The 26,205-nt window shown below is 70.8% G+C and carries 21 protein-coding genes and 2 pseudogenes; 14 read left to right on the forward strand and 9 right to left on the reverse strand.

Translation table 11 applies throughout. The annotated features are described in order from the left end of the window. The first annotated feature begins 45 nt into the window (after positions 1-45). The 5 genes and pseudogenes from MMA15_RS25405 to MMA15_RS25425 all read left to right on the forward strand — a co-directional run bounded on the left by MMA15_RS25405 (position 46) and on the right by MMA15_RS25425 (position 4,352). The gene (locus tag MMA15_RS25405; RefSeq protein WP_241062493.1) at positions 46-2,178 is read left to right on the forward strand and encodes a sensor histidine kinase; all 2,133 of its coding nucleotides are present in this window, start codon (positions 46-48) and stop codon (positions 2,176-2,178) included. Between the two features lie 215 nt (positions 2,179-2,393). After that, a pseudogene (locus MMA15_RS25410) lies at positions 2,394-2,814 on the forward strand (roadblock/LC7 domain-containing protein). A gap of 7 nt (positions 2,815-2,821) precedes the next feature. After that, positions 2,822-3,210, forward strand: a pseudogene (locus MMA15_RS25415) (DUF742 domain-containing protein). Further along, positions 3,188-3,793 (forward strand): GTP-binding protein, encoded by a 606-nt coding sequence (locus MMA15_RS25420; RefSeq protein ID WP_241062494.1) that lies wholly within the window; start codon positions 3,188-3,190, stop codon positions 3,791-3,793. The pseudogene MMA15_RS25415 and the gene MMA15_RS25420 overlap by 23 nt, the downstream one beginning before the upstream one ends. After that, positions 3,783-4,352, forward strand: coding sequence for a GAF domain-containing protein (locus tag MMA15_RS25425; protein ID WP_241063488.1), 570 nt, complete (start codon positions 3,783-3,785; stop codon positions 4,350-4,352). Before MMA15_RS25420 ends, MMA15_RS25425 begins: the two co-directional genes overlap by 11 nt. A 163-nt stretch (positions 4,353-4,515) precedes the next feature. Here the strand turns inward: MMA15_RS25425 and MMA15_RS25430 are convergent, their stop codons facing one another. Then, on the reverse strand, positions 4,516-5,718 hold the full coding sequence (locus MMA15_RS25430) for an acyl-CoA dehydrogenase family protein (RefSeq protein WP_241062495.1): 1,203 nt from the start codon (positions 5,716-5,718) through the stop codon (positions 4,516-4,518). A gap of 712 nt (positions 5,719-6,430) precedes the next feature. On the opposite strand from MMA15_RS25430, the gene MMA15_RS25435 reads away from it, so the two are divergent. Beyond that, positions 6,431-7,372, forward strand: coding sequence for an alpha/beta fold hydrolase (locus MMA15_RS25435; protein WP_241062496.1), 942 nt, complete (start codon positions 6,431-6,433; stop codon positions 7,370-7,372). Between the two features lie 82 nt (positions 7,373-7,454). Here the strand turns inward: MMA15_RS25435 and MMA15_RS25440 are convergent, their stop codons facing one another. Then, positions 7,455-9,692, reverse strand: a complete 2,238-nt coding sequence (locus tag MMA15_RS25440) for a putative bifunctional diguanylate cyclase/phosphodiesterase (protein ID WP_241062497.1) — start codon at positions 9,690-9,692, stop codon at positions 7,455-7,457. Beyond that, on the reverse strand, positions 9,689-10,510 hold the full coding sequence (locus tag MMA15_RS25445) for an SAM-dependent methyltransferase (RefSeq protein WP_241063490.1): 822 nt from the start codon (positions 10,508-10,510) through the stop codon (positions 9,689-9,691). The genes MMA15_RS25440 and MMA15_RS25445 overlap by 4 nt, the downstream gene beginning before the upstream one ends. 514 nt (positions 10,511-11,024) lie before the next feature. On the opposite strand from MMA15_RS25445, the gene MMA15_RS25450 reads away from it, so the two are divergent. The 3 genes from MMA15_RS25450 to MMA15_RS25460 all read left to right on the forward strand — a co-directional run bounded on the left by MMA15_RS25450 (position 11,025) and on the right by MMA15_RS25460 (position 12,342). Beyond that, positions 11,025-11,225 (forward strand): DUF2180 family protein, encoded by a 201-nt coding sequence (locus MMA15_RS25450; RefSeq protein ID WP_241062498.1) that lies wholly within the window; start codon positions 11,025-11,027, stop codon positions 11,223-11,225. Positions 11,226-11,411: 186 nt separating this feature from the next. Continuing rightward, positions 11,412-11,774 (forward strand): hypothetical protein, encoded by a 363-nt coding sequence (locus tag MMA15_RS25455; RefSeq protein WP_241062499.1) that lies wholly within the window; start codon positions 11,412-11,414, stop codon positions 11,772-11,774. A 67-nt stretch (positions 11,775-11,841) separates the two neighbouring features. Next, on the forward strand, positions 11,842-12,342 hold the full coding sequence (locus MMA15_RS25460; protein WP_241062500.1) for a hypothetical protein: 501 nt from the start codon (positions 11,842-11,844) through the stop codon (positions 12,340-12,342). A 70-nt stretch (positions 12,343-12,412) separates the two neighbouring features. On the opposite strand, the gene MMA15_RS25465 is transcribed toward MMA15_RS25460, so the two are convergent. Together MMA15_RS25465 and MMA15_RS25470 are read right to left on the reverse strand one after the other, a co-directional pair. Next, complete coding sequence (locus tag MMA15_RS25465; protein ID WP_241062501.1) at positions 12,413-13,822, reverse strand: transglycosylase family protein; 1,410 nt, start codon at positions 13,820-13,822, stop codon at positions 12,413-12,415. A 278-nt stretch (positions 13,823-14,100) separates the two neighbouring features. Beyond that, entirely contained in the window at positions 14,101-14,880 is a 780-nt protein-coding gene (locus tag MMA15_RS25470; RefSeq protein WP_241062502.1) for a DUF6227 family protein, read from the reverse strand. Positions 14,881-15,077: 197 nt separating this feature from the next. Here MMA15_RS25470 and MMA15_RS25475 point away from each other — a divergent pair, with 197 nt between their 5' ends. Next, complete coding sequence (locus MMA15_RS25475) at positions 15,078-15,722, forward strand: phosphoribosyltransferase (RefSeq protein WP_241062503.1); 645 nt, start codon at positions 15,078-15,080, stop codon at positions 15,720-15,722. A 281-nt stretch (positions 15,723-16,003) separates the two neighbouring features. Here MMA15_RS25475 and MMA15_RS25480 read toward each other — a convergent pair whose 3' ends face one another. Then, positions 16,004-17,185: a zinc-dependent alcohol dehydrogenase gene (locus tag MMA15_RS25480; RefSeq protein ID WP_241062504.1), complete on the reverse strand. Its 1,182-nt coding sequence runs from the start codon at positions 17,183-17,185 to the stop codon at positions 16,004-16,006. Positions 17,186-17,677: 492 nt separating this feature from the next. Here MMA15_RS25480 and MMA15_RS25485 point away from each other — a divergent pair, with 492 nt between their 5' ends. Both MMA15_RS25485 and MMA15_RS28080 read left to right on the forward strand, forming a co-directional pair. Then, positions 17,678-19,225, forward strand: coding sequence for an FAD-dependent oxidoreductase (locus MMA15_RS25485; RefSeq protein ID WP_241062505.1), 1,548 nt, complete (start codon positions 17,678-17,680; stop codon positions 19,223-19,225). 229 nt (positions 19,226-19,454) lie between these two features. After that, complete coding sequence (locus tag MMA15_RS28080; RefSeq protein WP_277400558.1) at positions 19,455-21,071, forward strand: LCP family protein; 1,617 nt, start codon at positions 19,455-19,457, stop codon at positions 21,069-21,071. A gap of 96 nt (positions 21,072-21,167) precedes the next feature. On the opposite strand, the gene MMA15_RS25495 is transcribed toward MMA15_RS28080, so the two are convergent. The 3 genes from MMA15_RS25495 to MMA15_RS25505 all read right to left on the reverse strand — a co-directional run bounded on the left by MMA15_RS25495 (position 21,168) and on the right by MMA15_RS25505 (position 24,306). Next, entirely contained in the window at positions 21,168-22,970 is a 1,803-nt protein-coding gene (locus MMA15_RS25495; protein WP_277401408.1) for an acyl-CoA dehydrogenase, read from the reverse strand. A gap of 216 nt (positions 22,971-23,186) precedes the next feature. Continuing rightward, on the reverse strand, positions 23,187-23,444 hold the full coding sequence (locus tag MMA15_RS25500; RefSeq protein WP_241062507.1) for a DUF397 domain-containing protein: 258 nt from the start codon (positions 23,442-23,444) through the stop codon (positions 23,187-23,189). Between the two features lie 4 nt (positions 23,445-23,448). Next, positions 23,449-24,306 (reverse strand): Sco1979 family transcriptional regulator, encoded by an 858-nt coding sequence (locus MMA15_RS25505; protein ID WP_241062508.1) that lies wholly within the window; start codon positions 24,304-24,306, stop codon positions 23,449-23,451. A gap of 216 nt (positions 24,307-24,522) precedes the next feature. Here MMA15_RS25505 and MMA15_RS25510 point away from each other — a divergent pair, with 216 nt between their 5' ends. Both MMA15_RS25510 and MMA15_RS25515 read left to right on the forward strand, forming a co-directional pair. Further along, positions 24,523-24,975, forward strand: coding sequence for an ATP-binding protein (locus tag MMA15_RS25510; protein ID WP_241062509.1), 453 nt, complete (start codon positions 24,523-24,525; stop codon positions 24,973-24,975). Positions 24,976-25,166: 191 nt separating this feature from the next. Then, the gene (locus tag MMA15_RS25515) at positions 25,167-25,985 is read left to right on the forward strand and encodes an SAM-dependent methyltransferase (RefSeq protein ID WP_241062510.1); all 819 of its coding nucleotides are present in this window, start codon (positions 25,167-25,169) and stop codon (positions 25,983-25,985) included. Positions 25,986-26,205: the final 220 nt, after the last annotated feature.

Raw genomic sequence — 26,205 nt, forward strand, 5'->3', positions numbered from 1 at the left:
TCCGGTCCGGCGGTGAAGTCGGGGCCCCACTCCGGGAACGCTCCCTTGCCGGTCGCCGCCACGGGACCCCGCGCCGCCGCCCCGCAGGGCGTGACGACGGCGCACACGGCGAGCGCGGCGCCCGCGGTGCTCTCGTCCAACGGCTCAGGGCCGCGGCACGGCCGCACCTCTCCACGGCAGAGCCCGGGGGACACGGCGCTCAGGCTGCGCATGGTGCGCCTGGCCGTGGTCCCCGCGTGCGTCGTCGCCGTCGCCGGTGCCGCCGTGGTCGCATACGTGATGCTCGCCGAGGGCAGCACCGACAGCTCGGGAGCCCCCGCGCCCGGCACCGACGGCATCGTGCTCTGGAGCGTCCTCGGCGCGGCTCTGTTACTCGTCTGCGGCGTGATCTTCGGCGCCGCGCACTCCGCCGGTGCGCAGGCCCGCCGCACCCTCGAACGGCAGAACGTGCTGCGCCGCTCCGTGGCACGCGGACGTTCCGACATCCGCGCCCTGCTGGCCGGTATCGAGCAGGGCACGTACCCGCGTCCCCGTCCGCTGCCGGCACTGGCCGAACCGGGCGCGCACGCCGACTCGTTCGACCTGCTCACCCATGAACTCGCCCACGCCCAGCACGCCGCCGAGACGGCGGTCACCGAGGCCGTGGCCCTCGTACGCAGCAGCACCAGCGGCAGCGAGGAGAAGGTCGAGGTCTTCGTCAACCTCGCCCGCCGTCTCCAGTCCCTCGTGCACCGCGAGATCGAGCTGCTCGACGAACTGGAGAACGAGGTCGAGGACCCCGACCTGCTCAAGGGCCTCTTCCACGTCGACCACCTCGCCACCCGCATCCGCAGGCACGCGGAGAACCTCGCCGTGCTCGGCGGCGCCGTCTCCCGCCGCCAGTGGAGCCGCCCGGTCACCATGACCGAAGTGCTGCGCTCCTCCATCGCCGAGGTCGAGCAGTATCCGCGGGTCAAGCTGGTGCCGCCGATCGAGGGCACCCTGCGCGGCCACGCCGTCGCCGACGTGATCCATCTCCTGGCCGAACTCGTCGAGAACGCAACGGTGTTCTCCGCACCCGGCACCCAAGTCCTCCTGCGCGCACAGCATGTGACGGCGGGCCTCGCCATCGAGGTCGAGGACCGCGGCCTGGGCATGCCCGCCGCCGAGCAGAACCGTATGAACGCCGTGCTCTCCGACCCCGAGCGGATCGACGTGGGCGAGCTGCTGCGCGACGGACGCATCGGGCTGTTCGTGGTCTCGGCGCTCGCACAGCGGCACGGCATCGTCGTACAGCTCCAGAGCAACATCTACGGGGGAATCCAGGCGGTGCTGGTGCTGCCCCGCGAGGTGCTCGGGGACGAGCCCGCGAGCCCGGCGGAACAGTCCGGCGCGGTCGTCGGGCCCAAGTCCGCCGGTTCGGGGGAGCGGACCCGGATGCCGCGCGCACGCACCGAGAGCACGGAACATCCGCTTCCGGCCGCTTCGGAATCCCACGGCGCGCTCCCGTCGCAGGCGCGGTCCGCGGCCGAAGCGGAGCCCGCCCCGGCGGAGGCCCGCCGTCAGCCGCAGCCCCCGCTGCGGACCAACGGTACGCAGCCGCAGGCCCAGCCCCTTCCACAGCCCCGGCCCCAAGTGCCGCAGACACAGGCGCAGTCACCGGTGGACGGCGCTTCCTCCGCTTCCGGCACGCCTGCCGCGTCCGGCTTCACGGCCGCGCCCGGCCCGGCCCCTGCGGCCTCGTCGTCGTACTCATCGGCACGGCCCGGCCCTCAGCCCCACCCCCAGAGCCGGACGCCGGGGCAGCCCGCTCCCGGCGGCGCCCTCAACGGCGAGCGTCCCGAACTGCCCCGCCGCAGGCGGCAGGAGCATCTCGCGCCCGAGCTGCGGGAGGCGCCGCCCGCCCGTGGCACCGGGGCCGGCGAGAGCTGGGACGAGGAGACGCAGGGCCACGACCCCGGCCTGCTGGCCGCGTTCCGGCGCGGCACCAGCCTCGCCGAGGAGCCCGGCGCCTCCGGGCCGGGTGCGAGCGGCACCGGTGCCACGGCCCCGGGCGCCTCGGTCCCCGACGCCTCGTATGACGCGGCCGGATCGGGCCATGCCGCAGGTGCGTACGGCACCCCCGGCGCGTACGACGCAACCAGTACGAACGACGCCCCCGGCACCGGCTCCGGCGATGCCCCCCACCCCGCCGACTGAGGCCCGCCCTGTGCGTTTTCCGCGATCCTCCGGCCTTCGGCACGGGCGCTTCCACCTGCCCACCGTGACGGCGGATCAGACGTCCCCGAGCCCGCGGCCGTACGCATGCCACGTACGCGCCGCGGGACTGATCCCGAGATTCCGACGGACCGGGCCCGGTACGGCCCTCGTCCCGCCCGCTCTGCGGTTATCGCCCTGAAGGAGAAGAACGCGTCATGGTGAGCGAAGCCCCCATCGGCCACTCGGCAGACCTGTCCTGGCTGCTGACCGGACTCGTCCAGCGCGTGCCCCACGCGCGCAGCGCACTGCTGCTGTCCTCCGACGGCCTGGTCAAGGCCTCACACGGTCTGGAGACCGACACCGCCGACCACATGGCGGCTCTCGCCTCCGGGCTCTACTCCCTGGCACGCAGCGCCGGCGTGCGTGCGTCTCGGCGACGGCGGTGAGGTGCGCCAGGTGGTGGTGGAGCTCGACACGTCGCTGCTCTTCGTCTCGACGGCGGGCCAGGGCGCCTGCATCGCCGTGCTCGCCGGGAGCGAGGCCGACGCCGCCGTTCTCGGGTACGAGATGGCGATGCTGGTGAAGAGCGTCCGCCCCTATCTGGGCACACCTGCGCGACAGCCCGCCGGCCACTGAGGCCCGGATGAGAAGACAGCAGCCGTTAGAGGAGCCGTGGCTCGACGACGACGCGGGGCGGTTGATCCGCCCCTACACCGTCAGCAACGGACGTACGAAACCCTCGGCCCAGTTCGACCTGCTGACCATGGTGATGGCGACCGGAGACCGGCCCCACAGCTATCTCGGCCCGGACCACAGCCATGTACTGAAACTCTGCGGCGGTCCCGTCTCCGTGGCCGAGATCGCCGCACAGATAGCCCAGCCCGCAGTGGTCACCAAGGTGCTGCTGTCCGACCTGGTGGGGACTGCGGAGCGATCACTTCGCGTGCTCCGGGACGTGCGCCGCTGGGCAACGACCCGACCGATCGACAACTGCTGGAGGCGGTGCTGGATGGGCTCCGTAGACGACTCTGAGGCGAGCCGTGCCGATCCGTTCCCTACCGCGCTGAAAATCCTCATCGCCGGCGGCTTCGGCGTCGGCAAGACGACGTTCGTCGGCGCGGTGAGCGAGATCGAGCCACTCAGTACGGAGGAACTGCTGACCCAGGTCAGTGCTGCCACCGACAGCCTGGAGGGCGTCGAGGACAAGGCCACCACGACCGTGGCCATGGACTTCGGGCGCATCACCCTCAGCGCCGAGCACATGCTCTATCTCTTCGGTACGCCGGGCCAGGAACGGTTCTGGTTCATGTGGAACGAGCTGTCCGAGGGCGCGCTGGGCGCCGTCGTGCTCGCCGACACCCGGCGCCTCGAACACTGCTTCGCCGCCGTGGACTTCTTCGAACGGCGCGGCATCACCTTCATCGTCGCGGTCAACGAGTTCGACAACTCCTACCGCTACGAACCCGACGAAGTACGCGCCGCGATCGACCTCAAACCCGATGTGCCGGTGGTGCTCTGCGACGCCCGGCAGTCGAGTTCGGGCACGCAGGTTCTCGTCTCACTTGTCCAGCATCTGATCAACACGAGGAGCTTCCATGGCACCGATGTCGTATGACCCCACCAGCCATCTGCTGCTGACACCGGAGGACAGGGAGGCGCCGAACAGGGTCGTGCGGCTGCGGGAGTTGGGCCTCGGCGACGCTCCCGTGCCAGAGTTCGACGACTTCGCACGTCAGCTCGCGCGGGTCACCGGTGCCCCGTACGCGATGGTCAACTTCATCGACGAGGACCGCCAGTACTTCGCCGGGCTGTACGCGCCCGGGGCCGACCAGGCGGTCGAGCTGGACCCTTCGTCGAACGCCGGCGGCTCGGTCGGCCGTGTCATGGCCCGCGACCACGGCTACTGCCCCCATGTCATCGTGCGGCGCAAGGCGTTGGTACTGGAGGACGTCTGCGACTATCCGCGCTTCGCCGGGAACCCCGTGGTCGACGAGATCGGCATCCGCTCCTATCTGGGTGCGCCGCTGATAGACCGTACGGGCATGGCCCTCGGGACGGTGTGCGTGGTCGACCAGGAGCCCAGGCCGTGGGGTCGGCAGGGGCTGGAGACCATCAAGTCGATGGCCGCGGACCTGGTGGAGCAGATCCACCGGCGCGAGCAGCAGGGGGCCTGAGGGCGCCCGAACCCGCCCCGTACGCACGGGAGTTCGGCGTGGGCGGGCTCTGTCTGCCGGGGACTTCGGCGACTTGGCGGTCGCTGTGTGCGCCGCTTGTACGGCCCGCTCCCACGGGCCCGCTTGTACGGGCCGCCTGTACGGCAGTCCGGCGCGGCGGGTGTCAGCCCGTCGGTTCGGGTTCCAGCCGCACCAGTTCGCTCAGGCGCTCGGACCAGGAGCCCTTGGCGGTGCCGAGGGCGAGCTCTCCGAGGCGCAGGCGCTGCACGTCGGAGGTGCCCGCGGGGGCGAAGATGTGGTGGGCGTCGCGGAGATAGCGCTCGACGGGCCGGTCCGTGAACAGGCCGCAGGCCGCGTGGATCTCCATGGCGTCGCGTGCGGAGTCCAGCGCGTACTCGACGTTCACGAGTTTGGCGTTCATCAACTCCGCGTCGCACGGCTGGCCTTGGTCGAGCAGATGCACCGCGTGGTAGGCGGCCAGACGTGCCGTCATCAGGCGGGACTGCATCTGTCCGAGCTTGAGCTTGATCGAGCCGAGTTCGCCCAACGGGGCGCCGTAGCGCCTGCGTTCGGCGCAGAAGGCGGAGGTCTCGTCGAGGATCGCCTGGTGGATGCCGAGTGAGACGGCGGTGAGGTTCGCGCGCCCGTAGAGGACGCTGGAGGAGTAGGCGACCGCGAGTCCGTCGCCTTCTTCGCCCAGCCGATTGGCCGCGGGCACACGGCAGTCGTCGAAGACCAGCTCGCCGAAGCTGAAGCCGTGCAGCCCCATGGCGGGGCGCTGGCTGCCGAGGGAGAAGCCGGGGGTGTCCGACTCCACGAGGAAGGCGGTGAGTCCCTTGGAGCCTTCTCCTGTGCGGACCACCACGCCGTGCAGGTCGCCGACGTGGGAGTTGCCGACGTAGACCTTGCTGCCGTTGAGGATGTAGTCGTCGCCGTCACGCACGGCGGAGGAGGTCATTCCGAGTACGTGGCCGCCGGACTCGGGCTCTGTCACGGCTATGGTCGGCAGGCAGTCGCCCGAGGCAATTGCTGGCAGCCAGGTTTTCTTTTGCTCCTCGTTGCCAAAGTGAATGATCTTTGCCACGCCGAGCTGTGAGGCCTGGACCATCGCGCCCATCGCGCCGCTCACACGGGACAGTTCCTCGATCACCACGGTCTTGCCGAGGTGGCCCACGCCCATGCCTCCGTATCCGGGCGGCACGGTGGCCCCGATCCAGCCCTGGCGGGCGATCAGGCGGGACAGTCCCACGGATGCGGTGCGGGCCTCCTCCATCTCCGCTATCCGGGGTTTGACCTCGGTGTCCGCGAACTCCCGGACCGCCGCGCGTAATTCCTCGTGACGATGGTCCGTGAAGTAGCGTTCCATGACGAGCCCTTCTCCGCGGTGTGATTCCGCTTCCGGTTCGGTGGAGGTCCTGCATCGGTTTGTGACCCGCCCCTGGCATAGGCCGATCGCATTATCCTCCATCGTCGCGCTCCCAGTTCAAGATCGTCAGATCGTTTTGGCCGAAACCCTCCCTCCTGCAATCCCAACTGGCTTGTGTGACGGGGCACACAGGCCGGCCGCGGGCCGGAGTATGCGGGGGGCACCCCGCCAGCATTACCCACTGGCATAGCATCGTCACCGGTTGCGGTCAGCATTTCCTGTCGATTGGCGGCAAGTCGACACCTCGGGTGCCGATGAGGATTCGTGAGTATCCGATGGAGATCGTCGGACTGTGTCGCGGTTTGTGCTGCCTGGTGGCGCTGTGCACCTGCTCTAAGGGACATCGCGTGCATCGCACCACCGGCGTGTGCGGCGCATGCGCCCGGGGTGCCACGGCTGACGCGCGCCGCGAGGCCGGGCGAGTCCGCTCCCACGCAAACGATGCGGCCCCGACTCCCGTACGAGTAGCGGCAGTACGCAACCCGCGAGACGTACGCCGACTGCGCGTGCTGTACGGACTCTCATCCCGCCGGGCCCGTCGCCCCGCCCCCCGCCCGCGGGCGGCGAGTCGCCCCCGGTGACCTTCACTCAGAACGCACCGGACAGTACGGTTCCGTCTGCAAGTGACAGCCGAGGCGAGGAGGCAGAGAGCGTGGGCGGCGTACGGCAGGACCACACGACGGCAGCGGACGGCACCCTCCTCGCCACCTACACCTGGCACCCCGACGACGCCGAAGGCGCCGGAAGACTGCCCCGTGCCCTCGTCCAGATCGCACACGGCGCCGCCGAACACGCCCAGCGCTACGACCGGTTCGCCCGCTTCCTGGGCCGCTTCGGATACACCGTCGTAGCCTCCGACCACCGGGGCCACGGCGCGACCGCGGAGCACACCGGCGGATACGGCGTGGTGGGGGAGAGCGGATGGCGTGCCACGGTCGACGACCTCAAGGCCGTCGGCGACCGCGTGCGCGCCGAACTCCCCGACGGCACGCCCTTCGTCTTCCTCGGGCACAGCATGGGCTCACAGCTCGCCCGCGACTACGTGCAGGAGTACGGCGACGGCCTGGCCGGGCTCATCCTCTCCGGCACGTTCCGCTCACTGCCGGGCTGCGAACCGGAGACGGCGATCCGGCAGTTGGAGGGCGAGATCGACAAGGGCGGCAGGGGCGCCGTCTCGGACTTCGTGCCGGACCTCTTCAGCTCCTTCAACGACCCCTACACCCATCGCACCGGCTTCGAATGGCTCTCCCGCGACGAGGACGAGGTCGACGTCTACGCCGGGGACGAGCGCTGCGGCTTCGCCTTCAGCGCCGGGCTCTCCCTGGACTGGGTGCTCGGCAGCCGTAAGATCAACGACCCCGAGCAGCTCGGGCGCATCCCGCGCGACCTGCCCGTGCACATCGCCGTGGGCGACCGGGACCCGTGCAACCAGGGCATGACGCTCGTCTACGAACTCCTGGAGGACTTCCGCTACTTGGGGATGCGCGACCTCACGTGGAAGGCGTATGCGGACGCCCGTCACGAGATCCTCAACGAGACGAACCGCGACGAGGTGCACAGCGATCTGCTTCAGTGGCTCAACGCGCATGTGTGAGCGGCGCGTCGGCTGACCGGCGCAACGGCCGCCGTGGGGACGGCCGTCGGGGCAGGGCGCACCGAAGGCGGCCCCGCCCGGCTCACGGCAGTACGGCGAAGCCCTGCTGGAAGCTGGAGGGCGGGCCGGGGCGTGCGTAGTACCAGCCCTGAGCGGTGTCGCAGCCCAAGTCCCGGAGTTTCGACGCCTGATGCTCGGTCTCCACGCCCTCCACGGTCACGGCGAGGCCCAGCGCGTGCGCGAGGGTCACGATCCCCTCGACGAAGGTGACGTCGGCCGGGTCGGCGGGGTGCTGCTGGAGCCCCTGGGTGAACGAGCGGTCCAACTTCAGCGTGGTGGCGGGCAGTCGGCGCAGATTGGCGAGGTTGGAGTAGCCGGTGCCGAAGTCGTCGAGCGCGATCTCCACGCCCAGCTCGGCGAGTTGGCGCAGCGGCTTCAGCTCGTCCTCGTCGGCGCCGATCAGCGCGCTCTCCGTCACCTCCAGGCAGAGCGAGGAGGGTTCCATGCCCGCCGCCTCCAGCACGGCCACCGTGTCCGGCACCAGATCGGGGTGGTGGAGCTGGCGGGGCGAGAGGTTGACGTTCACCCGCAGCGGCCTGAAGTCGCCTCCAGCGCCGCTTGTGCCCGCGGACTTCCCCTTGCCTTTGCCCTTGCCGTTCGACTTCGCCTTCGCCCTCGTCTCGGCGCTGCGCTCCTCGTGCCAGGCGCATGCCTGCCGCACGGCCTGCTCCAGCACCCAGCGGCCCAACGGGACGATGAGACCGGTGTGTTCGGCGAGCGGGATGAACCGGTCGGGGCCCAGCAGACCGTGCACCGGGTGCTTCCAGCGCACCAGGGCCTCCGCGCCGTCGATGTGTCCGTCGCTCATGCGGATGAGCGGCTGGTACTCCAGGAAGAACTCGTCGCGCTCCAGCGCCGTCGGCAGCCGGTTGGTCAGGCTGTGCCGGTCGATGGCGCGTGCGTCGGAGTCGGGGTCAGCCAGTTCGTAGCGGTTGCCGCCGGCGTCCTTCGCCCGGTACATCGTGATGTCCGCGCTGCGCATGACGTCCTCGGGGCGCAGCTCGCCGCTCGGGCCCTCGACGATGCCGATGCTCGCCCGTACCGACAGCTCACGCCCGTCGACGCCGATGGGTGTCGCCAGCGCGGCCAGCACCTGACGGGCCAGCTCGGCGACCTCCTCCGGGCCGGTGGGGTCGGTGAACAGCGCCGCGAACTCGTCGCCTCCGATGCGGGCAACGAGGTGGCCCGAGCCCGCGGTGCAGGACTGCAGGCGCTCGGCGACGGCGATGAGCAACTGGTCGCCGACGGCGTGGCCGAGGCTGTCGTTGACGGCCTTGAAGCCGTCGATGTCGAGATAGCACAGCCCGAACCGCTTCACGTCGCCGCTCGCGGAGAGCAGCCGGTCCAGACGCTCCGCGAACAGGGTGCGATTGGGCAGCCCCGTCAGCTCGTCGTGCGTGGCCTCGTAGCGCAGCCGCAGATGCAGCAGGCGCCGCTCGGTGATGTCCTCCAGCAGCGCGAGCTGGTACTTGGGTTCGCCGTCGGCGTCGCGCAGCAGCGAGACGGTGAGGTTGGTCCACAGCACCGTGCCGTCGGGGCGGTGGTACGGCTTCTCCACACGGAAATGGTCGCGCTCGCCGCGCACCAACTGCCGGTGCATACGCCAGACTTGGGGCGCGTCGTCGGGGTGCACCCACTCGTTGACGTTGCGTCGGCGCATCTCCTCCTCGGAGCGCCCGAACATCTTGGCGAGCGCCCCGTTGGCGTCCCGGATACGGCCGTCCATGTCCGCGATGGAGATGCCGATGGTGGCACCGTTGAACACCGCGCGGAAGCGCGTCTCACTGGCGTGCAGCGCCTCCTCGACCGCGGTCTGCGCGGCGAGTGCGGCCCTGGAGAGGGCCTCCTGCTCGCTGAGGGTGCGGTCGCGCAGAGCCCGGGTGAAGCCCGCCGCGATGGAGTGCTGTAGCCGGGAGCAGCGGGCGCGTGCCTCGTCCACGTCCAGCGTGCTGGTCTCCGGATCGCGTCCGTAGAGCACCAGATAGGAGTCGATGACGCCGAGCAGATGCGGCAGGGCGTCGGGACTGGTGCAGTGGCCGTCCACGAGCGCGGCGCCCACCTCGCGCCCGACGGCGGGCGTGAAGGGGTGTGCGTGCAGCGCGTCGCAGAGCTGTACGGCCAACGGGTAGAGGTAGTCCTCCAGTTCGGCACGCGTCATGGAGGTCTGCGTCACCGGGTACACGGCGCGGCTCCAGATGGTCGCGAAGCGCCGTAGTCCGTCGTTCTCGAGCCGTTCGGGCTCGTGCGGCCCCGAACTCACCCGAGGCTTCCCGCCTTGCGGCCCACCCCTGCGTACCCGCTGAGGAGGAGGGGGTCCGCCGTCTCCGGCATGTCCTCGGGACGCCAGCGCGGCAGCGGTACGACACCGGGCTCGACGAGGTCGAAGCCGTCGAAGAACTGCTTGATCTCGGAGCGGCTGCGTGTGATCAGTGGTGAACTCGTCTGTCTGTACACGTCGCGTACCTCTGCTCCGACGCTGCGCATGGGGCCCTCGTCGGCCGAACTGTGCGACACCACAAGGAGACTGCCGGGCGCCAGCGAGTCGGAGATCTCCCGCACGGTCTTCCAGGGGTCGTCCTTGTCCTCCACGAAGTGCAGCAGCGCGACCAGCAGCAGCGCCACCGGCCGGTCGAGGTCCAGCAGGCGGTCCACCTCGGCGCTGTAGAGGATGTCCTGCGGGGAGCGGAAGTCAGCCGAGACGACGTCGGCGCGGTCGTTGCCTTCGAGCACGGCGCGGCTGTGGGCCACGGCCACGGGGTCGTTGTCGACGTAGACGACGCGGGCCGACTCGTCGGCGCGCTGGGCCACTTCGTGTACGTTGCCGAAGGTCGGTATGCCCGAGCCGATGTCGAGGAACTGGGTCACGCCTTCGCCGATCGCAAAACGGATGGCCCGGCGCATGAAGGCACGATTCGCCTGGATGATTTTCGGAAGCCCCGGCCAGGCCTCTATGGCCCGCTGCCCGGCTTCCCTGTCCACCTCGAAGTTGTGCGAGCCGCCCAGATAGTAGTCGTACATCCGGGACACGCTCGGCACCGTCAGGTCTATCCCCTGCGGGGCCCAGGCAGGACGTTCCATCCGGGTCTCCAGCTCGTTCAATTCCACGGCTCTTGCCGTCGGGTCATGAGGCTACTGACAGGAGCGGGGCAGTTGGAAGGAATCGGTGCCTCCAGGGCTTGATCTTGCCCCGCCGGTACGGGAGTTTCCGGGGCATAGCACATCGGCAATTCACCCCCGGCCGGATGAGGCCCCCGAGAACGGCACGAACTGTCAGGCCCCGCACCTGCGTTGGCTTCAGCGGGTCCGGCGGCGCGGGTCGCGTCGCGCGGATGAATGGCACCGTAACCCCCTTCGGTACGTGAGCGCTCAATAACGGCGGACCTTCTGCGCGAATCCCGTACGAGCCGGACCCTGGGACGGCGCCTGGAGGGTGCGGGGCCGGTCGCGCCCGGGGCGATCCGGCGTCGCCTGCGCGTGCTCCGGCCGTTTCCGTCGGGTGCCGGCCGTTTCCGTCGACTCGGCGGTGATACCCGGACGTTCGGGAGCGGCGTGCCCCGGCGCGCCGCCGAAGCCGGGCGAGAGGAAGACGATCATGAACTGCTACGACTGCCTGACGCGGCAGGAGATCAGCGCGGCGGTGGCGGTGTGCACCCGCTGCGGAGCGGGACTCTGCCTGGACCACGCGCATGTCGCGCCGCAGATGGTGCATGAGGCCGCCGGTACGGGCAGGTCCACGCACAGCCACAACGCACGCAGGCTGACCTGCGGTGTGTGCCACGAGGCCGAGATCTGAGCGGCGAGTCTGAGCGGAGGGCCTGAGCGAAAGGTCTGAGGGCGTTCCCGCTCCGGGGGCGCGCTGCGGTGCGCAGCGCGTGGCGGCCGCCCTGCGGTCATGGCGCCATGGGCCGACGGCGCCGGTGACGCGCTCGCTGGAGGACACTGGAAGTGGCAGACCCGAGAGCGGGAAGAGGCGAGAGAGATGACGCTTCGCCGTCCCGGACAGCGAGCCGGCACGCCGCACGCACAGCGTCCCCCGCGTCCCGAGCCGCCCCAGCCCTTCGAGCGCTACTGGTCACGTACGGGCACCGAACCGGTCACGGCCCGTAGCGCGATGGGCGTGCGGCTCATACTGGCGGCGATCTTCACACCCGTCTTCCTCGCCGCCACGGCACTGTTCTGGTACTGGACGACGCAGACCGGCCCGGGAGACGTACCGGGTGCGGACTCCCTGCGCACCCTCACCGCGATCAGCGCGGGACTGGCGCTGTTCGCGGTGACCGATCTGATCGTCGTGCTGAGGCGGAGGAGGCGGCGAAGGGGACCACCACGGCCCTCTCCATGAGGGCGCTCATGAACGTTTTCGGCAGGCCCGTACGGGTACCGCCGGGTGGCATGACTGAGGATGCGGCATGACCGAGGACGAAGGCCACGACCCGGGGGCGGAGCCGGAGGACGAGGGAATCCCCGACCTCCAGGACGGCTCGCCCGAGGCGGAACTCGCCAGCGACCCCCAGCGTGCGCCCGTGCCGGGCGATGAGCCCGTGGCCGTCGAGAGCTACGGCACCACCTTCGCCGAGCAGGTCGAGGGCGAGTCCCTGGACGATCGCCTGGCGGAGGAGGAGCCCGATGTGGGGGACGAGGGCGCCGAGGAACCGTCCGACGAGCCCGCGGGGCAGCTCAGCGACGATCCGCTGTCCTGGCGGGCCGCCAACCAGGACACCTTCTCGACGGCGACACCGGCGCAGGGGCTGTCCGGGGAGGAGACAGCCATGCACGTCGCCGACGACGACGAGCGTGAACTCGGCCTGGACATCGAGGACATCGAGCAGGCCGCGGAGGGTCCCGACCGCCGTCCCGCCAAGCCCGTGGGACCGCAGCGGGTCGATCTCGACACCGACGAGGACCGGTGAGGGCGCTGCCCTCACCGCCTCACCGCCTCACCGCCGCGGTTCGGCGTTCGCGGTTCGCCGGGCGGGCCCGTCACAGACGGACGCCGCGCCCCCGCAGATAGCCCAGCGGATCGATGTCCGTGCCATAGCCGGGGCCCGTACGGATCTCGAAGTGGAGGTGCGGGCCCGTGGCGTTGCCCGTCGAGCCCGAGCGGCCCAGGCGCTGACCGGGCTGGACGCTCTGGCCCGCCCGCACGGAGATCGCCGAAAGGTGCCCGTACTGGCTGTACTTGCCGTCCCGGTGGCGCAGCACCACCTCGTAGCCGTATGCGTCCGCCCAGCCTGCCGAGACGACCCTGGCCGCGGAGACGGCCTTCACGGAAGTGCCCGTGGGCACGGGGAAGTCCACGCCCGTGTGGTGACCGGAGGACCAGCTTCCGCCCGCTGCGCGGTAGGCGGTGCTGGGCGCGACGCCGCTGACGGGAGCGGACACCGCGCCGGAGGCGGGCTTGCGTGCGGGGGACTTGGCCTTACGCTCAGCCCGCTGCCCGTCGGCATGCTCCGGCTTGGCGGCGGACCGGTCGGCGGACCCGTCCGCGTGCCTGTCCGCGGAGGTGCGCGCGGACTTCTGCGTGGCCTTCTCGCCGGACTTCCGGGCGGAGTCGGGCTCGGCCTTCCTCTCCGTCTTCTCCGCCGTCCCGTCTCCGCTCCTGCGCTTCCCGGCCTCGGTGCGCGGCTCCTCCGCATGCCGCGTCCCGTCCAGCCGCAGGCGCTGCCCCGGGAGGATGAGGTCCGGATCGCCGCCCACCGTCTCGCGGTTGCGTTCGTACAGGCCGGGCCAGCCGCCCTTCACGCCGTGCTCCTCGGCGATGGCGGAGAGACTGTCGCCGCCCACGACCTCATAGGTCGTCGCCTGCTTGGAACGGTCCGCCCTGGCGCGCTCCGCGCGTTCGGCGCGCGTCTCCTCGTCGGTACGTTCCGCCGAGGCCGCCTGCTTTCCCGAGGCCGCCTGCTGCTTCTCCGCCGCCGGCGGTCTGTCGCGGTCGGTGCCGTCTCCCGCCCGCTGCTTGGGAGTCGTGTGCTCCGTGTCCGTCGTCTCGCGTAAGGAGCGCGGCTGTGCTGCCTTACGCGACAGCCCCGCACGGGGGCCGCAGGCGGGCCAGGCCCCGGCGCCCTGACGCGCGAGCACCTTCTCGGCGACGGCGATCTGCTGGCCTTTCGTGGCGAGGTCCGCGCGGGGCGCGTAAGCGGTGCCGCCGTACGCCTCCCAGGTGCTCTGCGAGAACTGGAGCCCGCCGAAGTAGCCGTTGCCCGTGTTGACGTCCCAGTCGCCGCCGCTCTCGCATGCGGCGACCTTCTGCCAGGCGTCGTCGGGGGCGGCGTGTACGAGCTGCGCCCCCACCAGGGGTAACGCGACCCCGGCGCCGCCCGCCGTGACCTTGAGCGACGTACGGGAGAACGTGCCGGTGCGGCTGCGGCGGTGGCGTCCGCGTGCGGGCATGGCGGGACCTCCGGTCAAGTGCGCGCCCCGCCAAGGAAGTTACGGAGCGTCAGTGAAGTTACGGAGCGCGCCCACAATACGTTCGGCGCCCAAAAGGTCACAAGGGGTCACAACAAGTCGCACAGAGGCACACACGAGACGAGGGCGTCCCAGGACGGTGGGTCCGACTCCGGTGCACGGCACGGCGGAACGGCCGGGAGCGCCGTAGGCCGACAGGGGTCGAACGGCCGCAACGGCCCTTTGGCGGCCAGGTGTCAGGTGTCCAAGCGGCCCAAGTGTCAGGAGCCGATGCCGCGTTCACGCACCAGGCGGTTGACGGCCCGGTCCGCGAAGCCCTCCTCCAGATACACCTCGCACACCAGCCCGCCCGTGCCCGACAGATCGTGCTCCACCTCGTAGAGGCTGATCTCGGAGCCGTCGGCCAGCAGGAACGCATGCTCGTAGACCGTGCACCACACCTGCCACTCGTGGGCCAGCACCTGCGGCTTGGGCACGGGCAGGATCTCGTGGCCCCGAGCGTTCTCCAGCAGCCGCGCCACGTCCTCGCCGGGACGGTCGCTGTTCTCCGCGCGGCGCAGCAGCCGGCGTGCGTGGTCGGGGGAGCCGCTCTCGCTGTACGTGCGGCGGCCGAAGGGATGGTCCGCCGTCAGCAGGAGTTCGACGGGGACCTCGCGCTGGCCGTGCCGTCTGCCGCGCGGCCCGCGGGCGGCGGCCCTGTGCGCCTGCTGCACGCGGCGCTCGGAGCGGATCAGCGCCTCCTCGGTCTCGTAGACCTCGTGCAGCACGCGGTCGTCGCCGTGGCCCCCGCCCTCGTCGTAGCTCAGCTCCCACAGCGACAGCAGTTCGCCGTCGGGAAGCAGGAAGACATGGCGGTGACTGCTGCACCGCAGGCTCGGTGCGGGGGCCTTCCGCTGGCGCCAGCCGTGGAGTTCGACATGGCAGAGCAGCGCCTCGTCCAGGCGGGACAGCACGGCGTCGGACACGTCGAACGGATTGCGGGCACGCGCCAGCAGTTCACGCACATGCACAGCAGGCGTCGGCACTGCTTCCATGCCCATGGCGGAGCCCCTCCCCGGCATATTCCATATGACGATCCCCGCAGGCACACAGCGTAGTCCTGAGAGCACGCTCGCGGGAGCGGATTCCATGGAATTCCGGTGCGGGAAGCGGAACTTCCCTGGCGAGTGCTGTGTAGCTCCTTTGAAGGCGGGTACCGCGCCGTCTCGGAGCCCCTCGGCTCCGAGAGGAGGCCGCCATGCAGTTCCGCGACCGTCGAGAGGCCGGAAGGGCCCTCGCCGAGAAACTGACCGGGCGGCGGGAGGACGGACGGCTTCCGGACCCTGTCGTGCTGGCGCTGCCGCGCGGCGGAGTGCCCGTGGCCGACGAGATCGCCCGTGCGCTCGGCGCACCCCTGGACGTCGTCGTCGCCCGTAAGATCGGCGCTCCCTTCCAGCCGGAACTGGGCGTCGGCGCCGTCGCGGGAGACGCGCCGCCCGTCTACGACCCTGTGCTGCTGGGGCAGTTGAGGCTGAGCGAACGCGATCTGGCGCCGACGGCCGAGCGCGAGCAGGCCGAGCTGAGGCGCCGCGAGGAGGTCTACCGCAGGGGCCGCGGCCCGCTGGATCTGGCAGGGCGCTCAGCCGTCCTCGTCGACGACGGCGTCGCTACGGGATCGACCGCGCGTGCCGCTCTGCGTGCCGTACGGCAGGCGGGTCCGGTGCACACCGTTCTCGCCGCGCCCGTCTGCTCACGGGAGGCGCTGGAGCAACTGTCCGGCGACGCCGACGAGATCGTCTGTGTGTACGTGCCGCCGGCGTTCGGGGCGGTGGGCTTCTGGTACGAGGACTTCCCGCAGTTGAGCGACGACGAGGTGCTGGACATCCTGCACGTCACGAAGTGACGCGACAGGGCAGTACGAAGTGACGCGACAGGGCAGTACGAGGTGACCCCACAGGCCAGTACGAGGTGAGGCGAGGCGCCAGTACGAAGCGGCGAGAGGGCGTCGCATGAAGTGACGCGAGGAGGCGCCGACTTGGGGCCCGGCCACGGTGGACGACCGCGACCGGGCCCCAAGTCCCGGTCCTGGAGCGGGGGTTGGCCCGGGGCTTCGACTCCCGGGCCAACCCGGCGCCGGCTCCGGTCCCGGACTCCCGGTCCCGCCAGGGCCGAACGCCCTCCGCCCTACGGCCGGAACACCACCTTCACCGCGCCGTCGGCCTTCTTCTGGAACATCTCGTACGCCTCCGGCGCCCGGGCCAGGGGCAGATGGTGCGTGGCGAACTCGTCGACGCCGAGCACGTCCTCGTCCCTGAGCAGCGGCAGGATGTCGGGGATCCAGCGCTTGACGTTGGCCTGGCCCATGCGGAGCTGGATCTGCTTGTCGAACATCGTCAGCATCGGCAGGGGGTCCGCGGCGCCGCCGTAGACGCCGGATACGGAGACGGTCCCGCCGCGGCGCACGATGTCGATCGCGTGCTGGAAGGCGGAGAGCCGGTCGACTCCGGCCTTGGCGACGGCCTTCTCCGCGAGCTTCCCGGGCAGCATCCCGCCCACCGTCTGTGCCACCTTGCCCGCGACGTTGCCGTGCGCCTCCATGCCCACGGCGTCGATCACGGCGTCCGTGCCGCGCCCGTGCGTCAACTCCCTTACGGCCGCGCCGATGTCGTCGTGCTCGGTGACGTCCAGCACCTCGACTCCGCGGGCACGTGCGCGCGCCAGCCGCTCGGGGACCAGGTCGATGCCGATGACCTGCCGTGCGCCGTGGTGCAGCGCGATACGGCACGCCATGTCGCCGATGGGCCCGAGTCCGATCACGGCCAGCGTCCCGTCCTTGGGCACGTCCGCGTACTCCACGGCCTGCCAGGCGGTGGGCAGCACGTCGGAGAGGAACAGGAAGCGGTCGTCCGCGGGACCCTCGGGAATCTTGACGGGCCCGTACTGTGCCTGCGGTACGCGCAGATACTCGGCCTGCGCTCCGGGCACGGCGCCGTAGAGCTTGGTGTAGCCGAACAGCGGCGCGCCCATGCCGTGCTCACGTATCTGTGTGGTCTCGCACTGCGTCTGGAGCCCCTGGTCGCACATGAAGCAGGAGCCGCAGGCGATCTGGAACGGAACCACGACGCGGTCGCCGGGCTTCAGGCCCTGCACCTTGGTGCCGACCTCCTCGATGACGCCCATCGGCTCGTGCCCGAGGATGTCGCCCGGTGTCATCAGCGGTGTCAGAACCTCGTAGAGATGCAGGTCGGAGCCGCACAGCCCGCTCGAAGTGATCCTTATGACCGCGTCGGTCGACTCCTTCACGGCCGGATCGGGCACCTCGGTGACCTGCACGTCCCGCTTGCCCTGCCAGACGACTGCCTTCATCGGTCATCACCTCCGTAGACGGCCGTCCGGGTGCCCGTGGGGCCGCGGGCAGACACGTCCGCGCGGCGGAATCCCCGTCTGCGGGCCGTATTGCGCCCCCTGAGCGAGGACTTACGTCACGCCCGTCACGCCCTGCTTCCATGCTCACGTCACGCGGTAATCACCGCCGTCACGCGTGACACGGGCGCTGCCGGGCATCACAGCAGGGTCGAGATCGCGGCGCCGACGGGGGAGCCGCGGGAGACGGCCACGGGACGGACCACGCGCACGGCGACCAGCGAACCGGCACTCACGCAACACGCCACCGACGCACAGCCCGCACACCGCACAGCACGAGCCACCCGCCACCGGCGCACGGTGCGCGAGGGACGACCCACGGCGTACGGCGATGGCACGCACGCCCGTATGCCCGCACACACGCCCACGCCCGGCAAGGCCCGGACGAGCCGGAAACAGCCGGCGAGCCGCGGACTACACGAACGAGGAGCAGCGGTGACCACACTGCCCGTCGGTTACGAGTCCTACTGGATGCTCTCTGCCGGAGCCGCCCCGCATCCACCGCTACCGCCCGGGAGCACCACCGAGGCGGACGTCGCGGTCGTCGGCGCCGGAGTCGCGGGCCTGTCCGTCGCATGGGAGCTGGCGCGGGCGGGCCGAAGCGTCGTCGTGCTCGAAGCCGACCGCATCGCCGCGGGCGTCACCGGCCATACGACCGGGAAGGTCTCGGCGCTGCACGGCGTCGTCTACTCGTATCTGCGGCAGCGGCACGGAGCGGACGACGCCCGGCTCTACGCGGCCTCGCAGCAGCAGGCGGTCGAGCATCTTGCCGCTGTGGCAGGGGAGTTGGAGGCCGACTGCGATCTGGAGCGGGTGCCCGCCTACACCTTCACCGAGTCCGAGCACCACGCGGAGGAGATACGGGCCGAGGCCGAGGCCGCCCGCGAGGCCGGTCTGCCCGCGTCGTTCGTCACCGGCACCGGCCTGCCGTTCCCGGTGTGCGCGGCCGTAAGGGTCGAGGACCAGGCGCAGTTCCATCCGCGAAGGTATCTGCTGGCGCTCGCCGAGGATCTGCTGTGCCGGGGCGGCCGAATCCACGAGCGCACCCGTGTCACCGGTCTCGACGAGGGCGAGCCGTGCCGGGTGGTGACGGAGAACGGTTCCGAGGTCGTCGCCCGTGACGTCGTGGTGGCCACCCACTATCCCGTCTTCGACCGGGCGTTGATGTTCTCCAGGCTCGAACCGCGCCGCGAACTGGTCGTCTCCGCGCTGCTGCCCGGCGAGCAGGACCCGGGCGGCTGCTATCTCACCCCGGAGCGCGGCACGCGGTCGGTGCGCACCGCGCCCTATCCGTTCGGGAAGGGGAAGCGGCTGCTGATCGTCACCGGTGAGAAGTTCACGCCGGGCACCGCCGGGCCGGGCTCGGTGAGCGCCGGATACGAGCGGCTGGCGGCATGGACGTATGAGCGCTTCCCGGACGCCCGTCTGGTGCACCGCTGGGCGACGCAGGACAACGACACCACGGACCGCGTGCCGTACATCGGTGCGTTCCACCCCGCCTCGCAGCACACCTGGGTGGCCACCGGCTTCGGCGGCTGGGGCATGTCGGGCGGTGTCCTCTCGGGGCAGTTGCTGGCCGCGTACATCACCGGCACTCCGCTGCCGCCCTGGGCGAAGCTCTACGAGCCGCGGCGGCTGAGCCCCCGTGAGGCGCCCGCCGTACTGCGCTTCCAGTCGACCGTCGCGGGCCGTTTCGTGGGGGACCGGCTGCGGCCGTCGTACGCCGACTCCGTGGACGAGATCGCTCCCGGCACGGGCGCCATCGTGCGCGTACGGGGGCGGCGCTGCGCCGTGCACCGCACGCCCGAGGGCGAGGTGCGGGCGCTGTCGCCGCGGTGCACGCATCTGGGCTGCCTGGTGCGGTTCAACGACTCGGAGGGTGCGTGGGAGTGCCCCTGCCACGGTTCGCGCTTCGACACCGAGGGCCGGGTGATCCAGGGCCCGGCGACGAGACCGCTGGAGCGGCGCGACGACGTGACGTAGGGCGCGGGCCGGGGCCCGGGCGCGGCGGGACCGGTCGGCGAGCGCGGTCGTCGGGACCGGTCGTGGGGACCGGCCGGCGGGGTCACGCGGCGGGTGGCGGGCCGGGTCCCGCGCCTGCCCTCATCTGACCGGGTGACCGGGCGAGCGGCCCCGACGTATCGCCCGCGGTCCGGATCGGGAGCGTGCCTAGCATGCGGAAATCCCATGATCCGCGGAGGTGTTCAGGCTTATGTCCCCTCTCTCCCGCATCACCAGATTCCCCCGCTCTCGCCGGTCGCTCTCCCTGTCCTGTGCCGTCGTCGCCGCGCTCACCTGCGGTGTGGGCGCGGGGCTCGACGCACCGGCCGGGCTCGACGCACCGTCCGCGCCCGCGCCGCCCGGCGGGCCCGACCCGGCACGTGACGTGTTCGACGGGCTCCCCGAGGCGGGCCGCCCCGCCGACGGCCCCGGCACGAACATCCTGATCGCCGGGCTCGACCGGCGCGACGGCCTCTCCAAGAAGACCAGGGACCGGCTGAATGTGAACGGCAAGCAGTGCGACTGCACCGATGTGCTGATGCTGCTGCACATCTCGCAGGACCACGATCGCGTGAGTGTCGTGGGCATCCCCCGCGACTCGTATGTGCGCTTCGCCTCGCACCGTGACCACGGCAAGGGCTTCGGCAAGATCACCGCACGTACCACCCGCCATCTCGGCAAGATCAACAGCAGCTACGCGCACGGCGGTCCGAAGCTCGTCGTCCGCACGGTCGAGCAGGCCACGGGAGTCCGCGTCGACCACTACGCCGAGACGGACTTCGCCGGATTCGAGAAGGCCGTCGACCGGATTCGCGGCGCGAAGGTGTGCACCGACAAGCCGCTGCGGGACGCCAACAGCGGACTGCGGCTGCCGAAGGGCACCCATGTGCTCAGCGGAGCCGACGCCCTGCGCTATGTACGCGCCAGGCACGTCGAACCCCCCGGCGACCTCGGCCGGATGCGCCGCCAGCAGCGTGTGCTCGGCGAGGTGCTCCGTACGGTGACCGGTGAGCGCTTGGCCGGGCGGCCGGGCGAAGTGGTGCGCACGGCCCTCGCGTTGCGCGGTTCGGTGCGCTGGGACAAGGGCCTGACGATGGGCCGGCTGGCGCGGCTCGCCGGCGAGCTGCGTGAACTGACCGCCCGGGACACGGAGTTCGCGACCGTGCCGATCGAGGACTTCGACCACCGGGTGCCGGTGTGGGGGTCGACGCTGAAGTGGGACGCGCCGCGTGCGCGGGGCCTGTTCGCGGATCTGCGCGCGGACCGGCCGATCGTGGGGAATCCGGTGACCGGGCCCGCGCCGGGCGCGACCCCTGTCCCGTACCGGCCCCAGGAGATCACCGTCCGCGTCGAGGGCCGCGGTGAGAGGTCCGCGCGCATCGCACAGGAGCTGCGCGACAACGGCTTCCGCGTGCTGGAGTCCCGTCCCGCCGACGGCGGCCTCCGCTCCGGGCGTACGGAGATCACCTACGACTCCCACTGGCGGCGCAAGGCGGGCACCCTGGCCGCCGCGATGCCCGGAGCGTCGATGCGTGCCAAGGAGGTGCCGGGCGGCCGGCATCCGGCGGTCTTCAGGGTGCGCCCCGGCAAGCGGGGCGCCGAGGTCGCCGACGTCGTCTACGACCGCAGCAGCGTCGAGGGCGCCCCGGTGCGCGGTGACGATCTCGACTGCGACGGACGTACGCGGCGGCACGGTGCATCGGACGGGCACGACTCCGGGAGCCGTGACTCGGACCGTCACGACGGACCGGACCGGTCCGAGAGCTCCGACCGGTCCGACGGCTCCGACAGGTCGGAGGACTCGTCAGGACGGGCCGACAGGCCCTGAGGCACGGGGAGTTCGCACTCACGGGCCCGGCGGACCGTCCGCCGGGCCCGTTCGCTTCCCTGCCGGGGTTCCGGGAGCCGCAGTGGGCCGACGCGGCTAGAACCAGTCGGGGTCCATCTGGAGCGTCGTCTCGTCGAGCGAGTCCAGCAGGTCGAACTGCGGCCCGGTACGGGGCAGTTCATGGCGGAAGAAGTAGCGCGCCGCCTGCCGCTTGCCACGGTGGAAGGCGTCGTCGTGACCGGCAGTGGCCAGGAACTGGCCCAGCCATATCCAGGCGACGACCACATGCCCCACCGCCTCCAGATACACGGTGGCGTTGGCGAGCGCCTTCGCCGGGTCGCCCGTGCCCCACACCCGTGCCGTGACCTTGGCGACCCGGTCCCACGACTCCTGTAGTGCGGCGCCGAGTTCGGCGGCCTCGCCCCCGGCGTCCAGTGCGCGCTCGACGGTCTGGCCGATGGTCTCGCCGAGGGCGACGAGCCCGGCGCCACCGTCCATCACCGCCTTGCGGCCCAGCAGATCGAGCGCCTGGATGCCGTGGGTGCCCTCGTGGATGGGGTTGAGACGGTTGTCGCGGTAGTGCTGCTCGACGTCGTACTCACGGGTGTAGCCGTATCCGCCGTGCACCTGGATCGCGAGGCTGTTGGCCTCCAGACACCACTGCGAGGGCCAGCTCTTGGCGATCGGCGTCAGTACGTCCAGCAGCAGCCGCGCGTGTGCGCGCTCGTCCTCACGCTCGGCCGTCTGCTGCTCGTCGACGAGCCGCGAGCAGTACAGCAGCAGGGCGAGCGCGCCCTCCACGTAGGACTTCTGGGCGAGCAACATCCGCCGTACGTCGGCGTGTTCGACGATGGGCACCTGCGGTGCCGTGGCGTCCTTCGCGGCGACGGGCCGGCCCTGCGGACGCTCGCGGGCGTAGTCGAGGGACTTCAGGTAGCCGGTGTAGCCCAGGGCCATAGCTCCGGCTCCCACGCCGATCCGCGCACCGTTCATCATGTGGAACATGTACGCCAGCCCGCGGTGCGGTTCGCCGACGAGATGGGCGACGGCGCCCGGCGCTCCGTCCGGAGTGTGCGCGCCCTCGCCGAAGTTGAGCAGGGTGTTGGTCGTGCCCCGGTAGCCCATCTTGTGGTTGAGCCCGGCCGTCACCACGTCGTTGCGCTCGCCGAGGGAGCCGTCGGCGCCCACGAGGTGCTTGGGCACGATGAACAGCGAGAGCCCCTTGACCCCGGGCGGGCCTCCGGGGATGCGTGCGAGCACGAGGTGGACGATGTTCTCCGCCAGCTCGTGGTCGCCCGCCGAGATCCACATCTTGCTGCCGAACAGCCGGTAGCTGCCGTCCTGTTGGGGCTCGGCGCGGGTGGCGACGTCCGCGAGCGAGGAGCCCGCCTGCGGTTCCGACAGGCACATCGTGCCGAAGAACCGGCCCGCCAGCATGGGCCGTACATAGGTGTCGATCTGCTCGCGCGACCCGTGCTCGCACAGGAGGCGGGCGTTGCCGAGGGTGAGGAAGACATAGGCGGAGGTGCCCACGTTGGCCGCCTGGAAGAAGCTGAAGCAGGCGGTCGTCACGAGCTGCGGAAGCTGCATGCCGCCCAGTTCCTCGTCCATGGGCGCGGCGAGCAGATCGGCCTTGGTGAAGGCGTCGAGCGCCTGCTTCGCCTCCGGCACGGTGTGCACGCGCTCACCGTCGAAGCGCGGCTCCTGCTGATCGTTCTTCTTGTTGTGCGGCGCGAAGTGGCGCGTGGCGATCTGCTCGGAGAGGTCGAGCACCGCGTCGAAGGTCTCGCGGGAGTGCTCGGCGAAGCGCGGGCGCCGGGTCAGCTCCTCGGCGTCCAGCCACTGGTGGAGCAGGAAGTCCAGGTCACGGCGGGAGAGGAGCAGCGACGATGAGGCCATGTGGCGTGATCCGATCACGGTCGGCGGCATACGAGCACTGAGCAGGTGTACGGACACTGGGCTAAGCGCTTGCTTATCCTGCGCCCGCCCGGCGCCCGCTGTCAACGGCTCCGGGTGGGGCGGCGGCGGCCCCTCTCGCGCTCGCCGGGCTTGGGCCCCGCCCGCGAGGAGCCCGTCACCGGATGCGTCGGGTCCCGGCCGCCCGCGAGGAGCCCGTCACCCGTCGGCGAGGAGGAAGTCCGCCTCTCCGCGTTTCGCGCCGCGTACGAACATGTCGATCTCGGCGGGGCCGTAGATGAGCGCGGGGCCGTCGGGGTCCGTGGACTGCCGCAGCGCCACCCGGCCGTCGCCGAGCCTCATGGCCTCCAGGCAGTTGCCTCCGTTCGGGCCGCTCCACGGCTTGTGCCAGCCCTCGGTCCCCAGGTCGCGCGAGGGCATGCCGTTGTAGATGTGCTGTGCGGTGTCGCGGCTCATGCGGTCAGAACTCCTTGCGGATCTCACCGAGGAGGGCCTCGGTGCGTTGTGCCGGTGCGGCCTGCGCACCCATGCGGTCCAGCGCCTCCAGGAACACGGTGGTGTCGCGGCGTTCGTCGTGGTAGACGGCGCCGCTGAGGCTCTCGGCGTAGACGATGTCGGGCAGTTCCGGGATCTCGAACCGGAAGAGCTGGAAGGGCCCGAACATGGCCGGGTGCGGGCCGGAGGAGTACGGGAGGAGCTGAACGGTCACGTTCGGCATCGCCGCGCACTCGACGAGCCGGTCGAGCTGGCCGCGCATCACCTCCGGACCGCCCACGAGCCTGCGGACGACCTGCTCCTCCAGCAGCACCCACAGCCGCGGTGCGTCCTTGCGGCGCAGCAGCTCCTGCCGCTCCATGCGCAGGGCGACGCGGCGGTCGAGTTCCTTCTCGCTCGCGCCGGGGAAGCCGGCGCGCATCAGCGCACGCGCGTAGTCGGCGGTCTGGAGCAGGCCGTGCACGCAGTGCGGCTCGTAGGCGCGGATCAGGCTGGCCTCACCCTCCAGGCTGATGTAGAGGCTGAACCAGGGCGGCAGTACGTCGCGGAATCCCTGCCACCAGCCGGGCCTGTTCGCCTCGTCGACCAGTTCCAGGAAGGCGGTCGTCTCCTCCTCGGAGATGCCATACGTTTTGAGCAGTTTCTCCACGTATGGAGGCTTCAGGCCGACTTCGGCCTTTTCCATGCGGCGCACGGTCGTGGTGTTGACGCTGAGTACGGCCGCGGCTTCCGAGAAGGAGCATCCGGCGGCTTCGCGCAAGTCGCGCAGGCGCATTCCGAGGACCATCTGGCCCACAGTCGGTGCGGTGCGGCCGTCGGCCAAGACGCCTCCCTTCCACCGGACTTGCTGCGATCGAAGTGTGCCACGCGATCAGTGCACCGGCCACCTTGTACTTTCGATTCTGCAATTCGCAGACCGGCTATTGCCAAGTGTCACGAGAGCGCACCATAGTGAGGAAAGTGACAGCGCGGGACCCGCACCGCGCCGCCTCCGCTTCTGTCCCCTGCTCTTGCGGGTAGTCGAAGGCGTCTTCCCACCGTGGCCCTGCACCGCCCCGTCATACCGCTCACCCCGACCGGACCGGTCGGGGCGGATGTGCGTCACGAGGGGTTCGAGCTGCCCGCGCATGCGACGGCCGTCGCCGACGCGCGGGAGAAGGTCCGCGGCCAGGTGCGCAGTTGGGGACTGCCGGAGGAGCTGGGGAACGACGCGCAGCTCGTCGTCTCCGAGTTCTTCACCAACGCCGTTGTGCACACCGACAGTTGCCGTGTGCGCTGCCGGCTTGAGATGTGCGGTCAGCGGCTGCGCATAGAGGTGTGCGACGAGGGCGCGGGCTGTGGTGAGCCGTCCCCGCGCAAGGCCGCACCCGGGGATGTGAACGGCCGTGGGCTGCAACTGGTGAACGCCGTCGCGGAGACGTGGGGAGTGCGCTCGGAGGAGACGGACTCCGGGTGCGTGGTGTGGGCGGAGCTGACCCTCCCGCGGCCGTGACCTCGGGGGAGGCCGCACGGCCGTCACCTCCGCACTGCCATTCCTCCACAATACGTACCTGCTGCGAATTTCCTTACCCTACCCGGCAGTTGAGGTGCTCTGCGTCACATCGCCGTGGGATGCTCCCTCGTAACGGTTCGTGTACGCGGCGGACGCGTACACCTCGTAGACAGCGAGACGGTGAGGGGCGCATGCACGAAGACGACGAGGCGGCGGCGGGGCAGACGGTGGACGTGAACACGGCCAGTGTGGCGCGGATGTACGACTACTACCTCGGCGGCAAGGACAACTACGCGGTGGACCGCCAGGCCGTCGAGGAACTCGACAAGGTCGCTCCCAGCACCAGGCCCCTGGCGATCAACAACCGCCGCTTCCTCAGGCGTGCGGTCCGCGTGCTCGCGGAGGACTACGGCGTGCGCCAGTTCCTGGACCACGGGTCAGGGCTGCCCACGCAGGACAACGTGCACCAGGTCGCACAGCGCGTCCACGATGACGCGCGTGTGGTGTACGTCGACAACGACCCCATCGTGCTGGCGCACGGGCGTGCGCTGCTGGAGGAGAACCGCAACACCGCGGTCATCAGGGCTGACTTCAGGAACACCGACTACATCTTCGAGCACGAGGAGGTACGCCGGCTGATCGATCTCTCGGAGCCCGTGGCGGCACTCTTCGTGTCGGTGATGCACTGCATCCCCGACTCCTCAGACCCGGGTGCGGTGCTCCGCAGGGTCGTCGAGCGCCTGCCGTCCGGCAGTTACGTGGTGGTCAACCAGCTCGTCAGCGAGGACAAGGCCACCCGGGACTTCATCACCGACTTCATGGCGAAGAACACGGGCGACCGCTGGGGCAGGGTGCGCCAGGCCCATGAGGTCGAGCGCTACTTCGACGGCCTGGAGGTCCTGGAGCCGGGGCTGGGCGAGGTCAACGACTGGCGGCCGGACTCGGAGCTGGGGCCGCGCCAACTGACCGACGAGTGGTACGAGTTCGGGGGAGTGGCACGGGTGCCCTGACCGGCATCCGGCCGTAGGCAGTCCCCCTTCCGAGGGGGACTGAACGCTTCCGAGGGGGACTGAACGCTGCCACCAGGCGCCGTGGCGGCCGGCGACTCGCGGGCCGTCACCGGTCGATCGCCGGGTCGTCACGTCAACTGCCGCGGCCGTCACGCGCGTTCGGCAGTCGTTCGTCGGGCGTTCGCGTCAATCCGTCAAACGGGGTGCGCCGTCCGGCTCT

It is taken from the genome of Streptomyces marispadix (genome assembly GCF_022524345.1).
In the GTDB taxonomy this organism is placed as follows: domain Bacteria; phylum Actinomycetota; class Actinomycetes; order Streptomycetales; family Streptomycetaceae; genus Streptomyces; species Streptomyces marispadix.

Coding starts and splice junctions, on each gene's coding strand:
- MMA15_RS25420 (WP_241062494.1), top strand. CDS start 3,188: ATGGGCTCCGTAGACGACTCTGAGGCGAGCCGTGCCGATCCGTTCCCT.
- MMA15_RS25425 (WP_241063488.1), top strand. CDS start 3,783: ATGTCGTATGACCCCACCAGCCATCTGCTGCTGACACCGGAGGACAGG.
- MMA15_RS25430 (WP_241062495.1), bottom strand. CDS start 5,718: ATGGAACGCTACTTCACGGACCATCGTCACGAGGAATTACGCGCGGCG.
- MMA15_RS25445 (WP_241063490.1), bottom strand. CDS start 10,510: ATGGAACGTCCTGCCTGGGCCCCGCAGGGGATAGACCTGACGGTGCCG.
- MMA15_RS25450 (WP_241062498.1), top strand. CDS start 11,025: ATGAACTGCTACGACTGCCTGACGCGGCAGGAGATCAGCGCGGCGGTG.
- MMA15_RS25455 (WP_241062499.1), top strand. CDS start 11,412: ATGACGCTTCGCCGTCCCGGACAGCGAGCCGGCACGCCGCACGCACAG.
- MMA15_RS25460 (WP_241062500.1), top strand. CDS start 11,842: ATGACCGAGGACGAAGGCCACGACCCGGGGGCGGAGCCGGAGGACGAG.
- MMA15_RS25465 (WP_241062501.1), bottom strand. CDS start 13,822: ATGCCCGCACGCGGACGCCACCGCCGCAGCCGCACCGGCACGTTCTCC.
- MMA15_RS25470 (WP_241062502.1), bottom strand. CDS start 14,880: ATGGGCATGGAAGCAGTGCCGACGCCTGCTGTGCATGTGCGTGAACTG.
- MMA15_RS25475 (WP_241062503.1), top strand. CDS start 15,078: ATGCAGTTCCGCGACCGTCGAGAGGCCGGAAGGGCCCTCGCCGAGAAA.
- MMA15_RS25480 (WP_241062504.1), bottom strand. CDS start 17,185: ATGAAGGCAGTCGTCTGGCAGGGCAAGCGGGACGTGCAGGTCACCGAG.
- MMA15_RS28080 (WP_277400558.1), top strand. CDS start 19,455: ATGTCCCCTCTCTCCCGCATCACCAGATTCCCCCGCTCTCGCCGGTCG.
- MMA15_RS25495 (WP_277401408.1), bottom strand. CDS start 22,970: ATGGCCTCATCGTCGCTGCTCCTCTCCCGCCGTGACCTGGACTTCCTG.
- MMA15_RS25500 (WP_241062507.1), bottom strand. CDS start 23,444: ATGAGCCGCGACACCGCACAGCACATCTACAACGGCATGCCCTCGCGC.
- MMA15_RS25515 (WP_241062510.1), top strand. CDS start 25,167: ATGCACGAAGACGACGAGGCGGCGGCGGGGCAGACGGTGGACGTGAAC.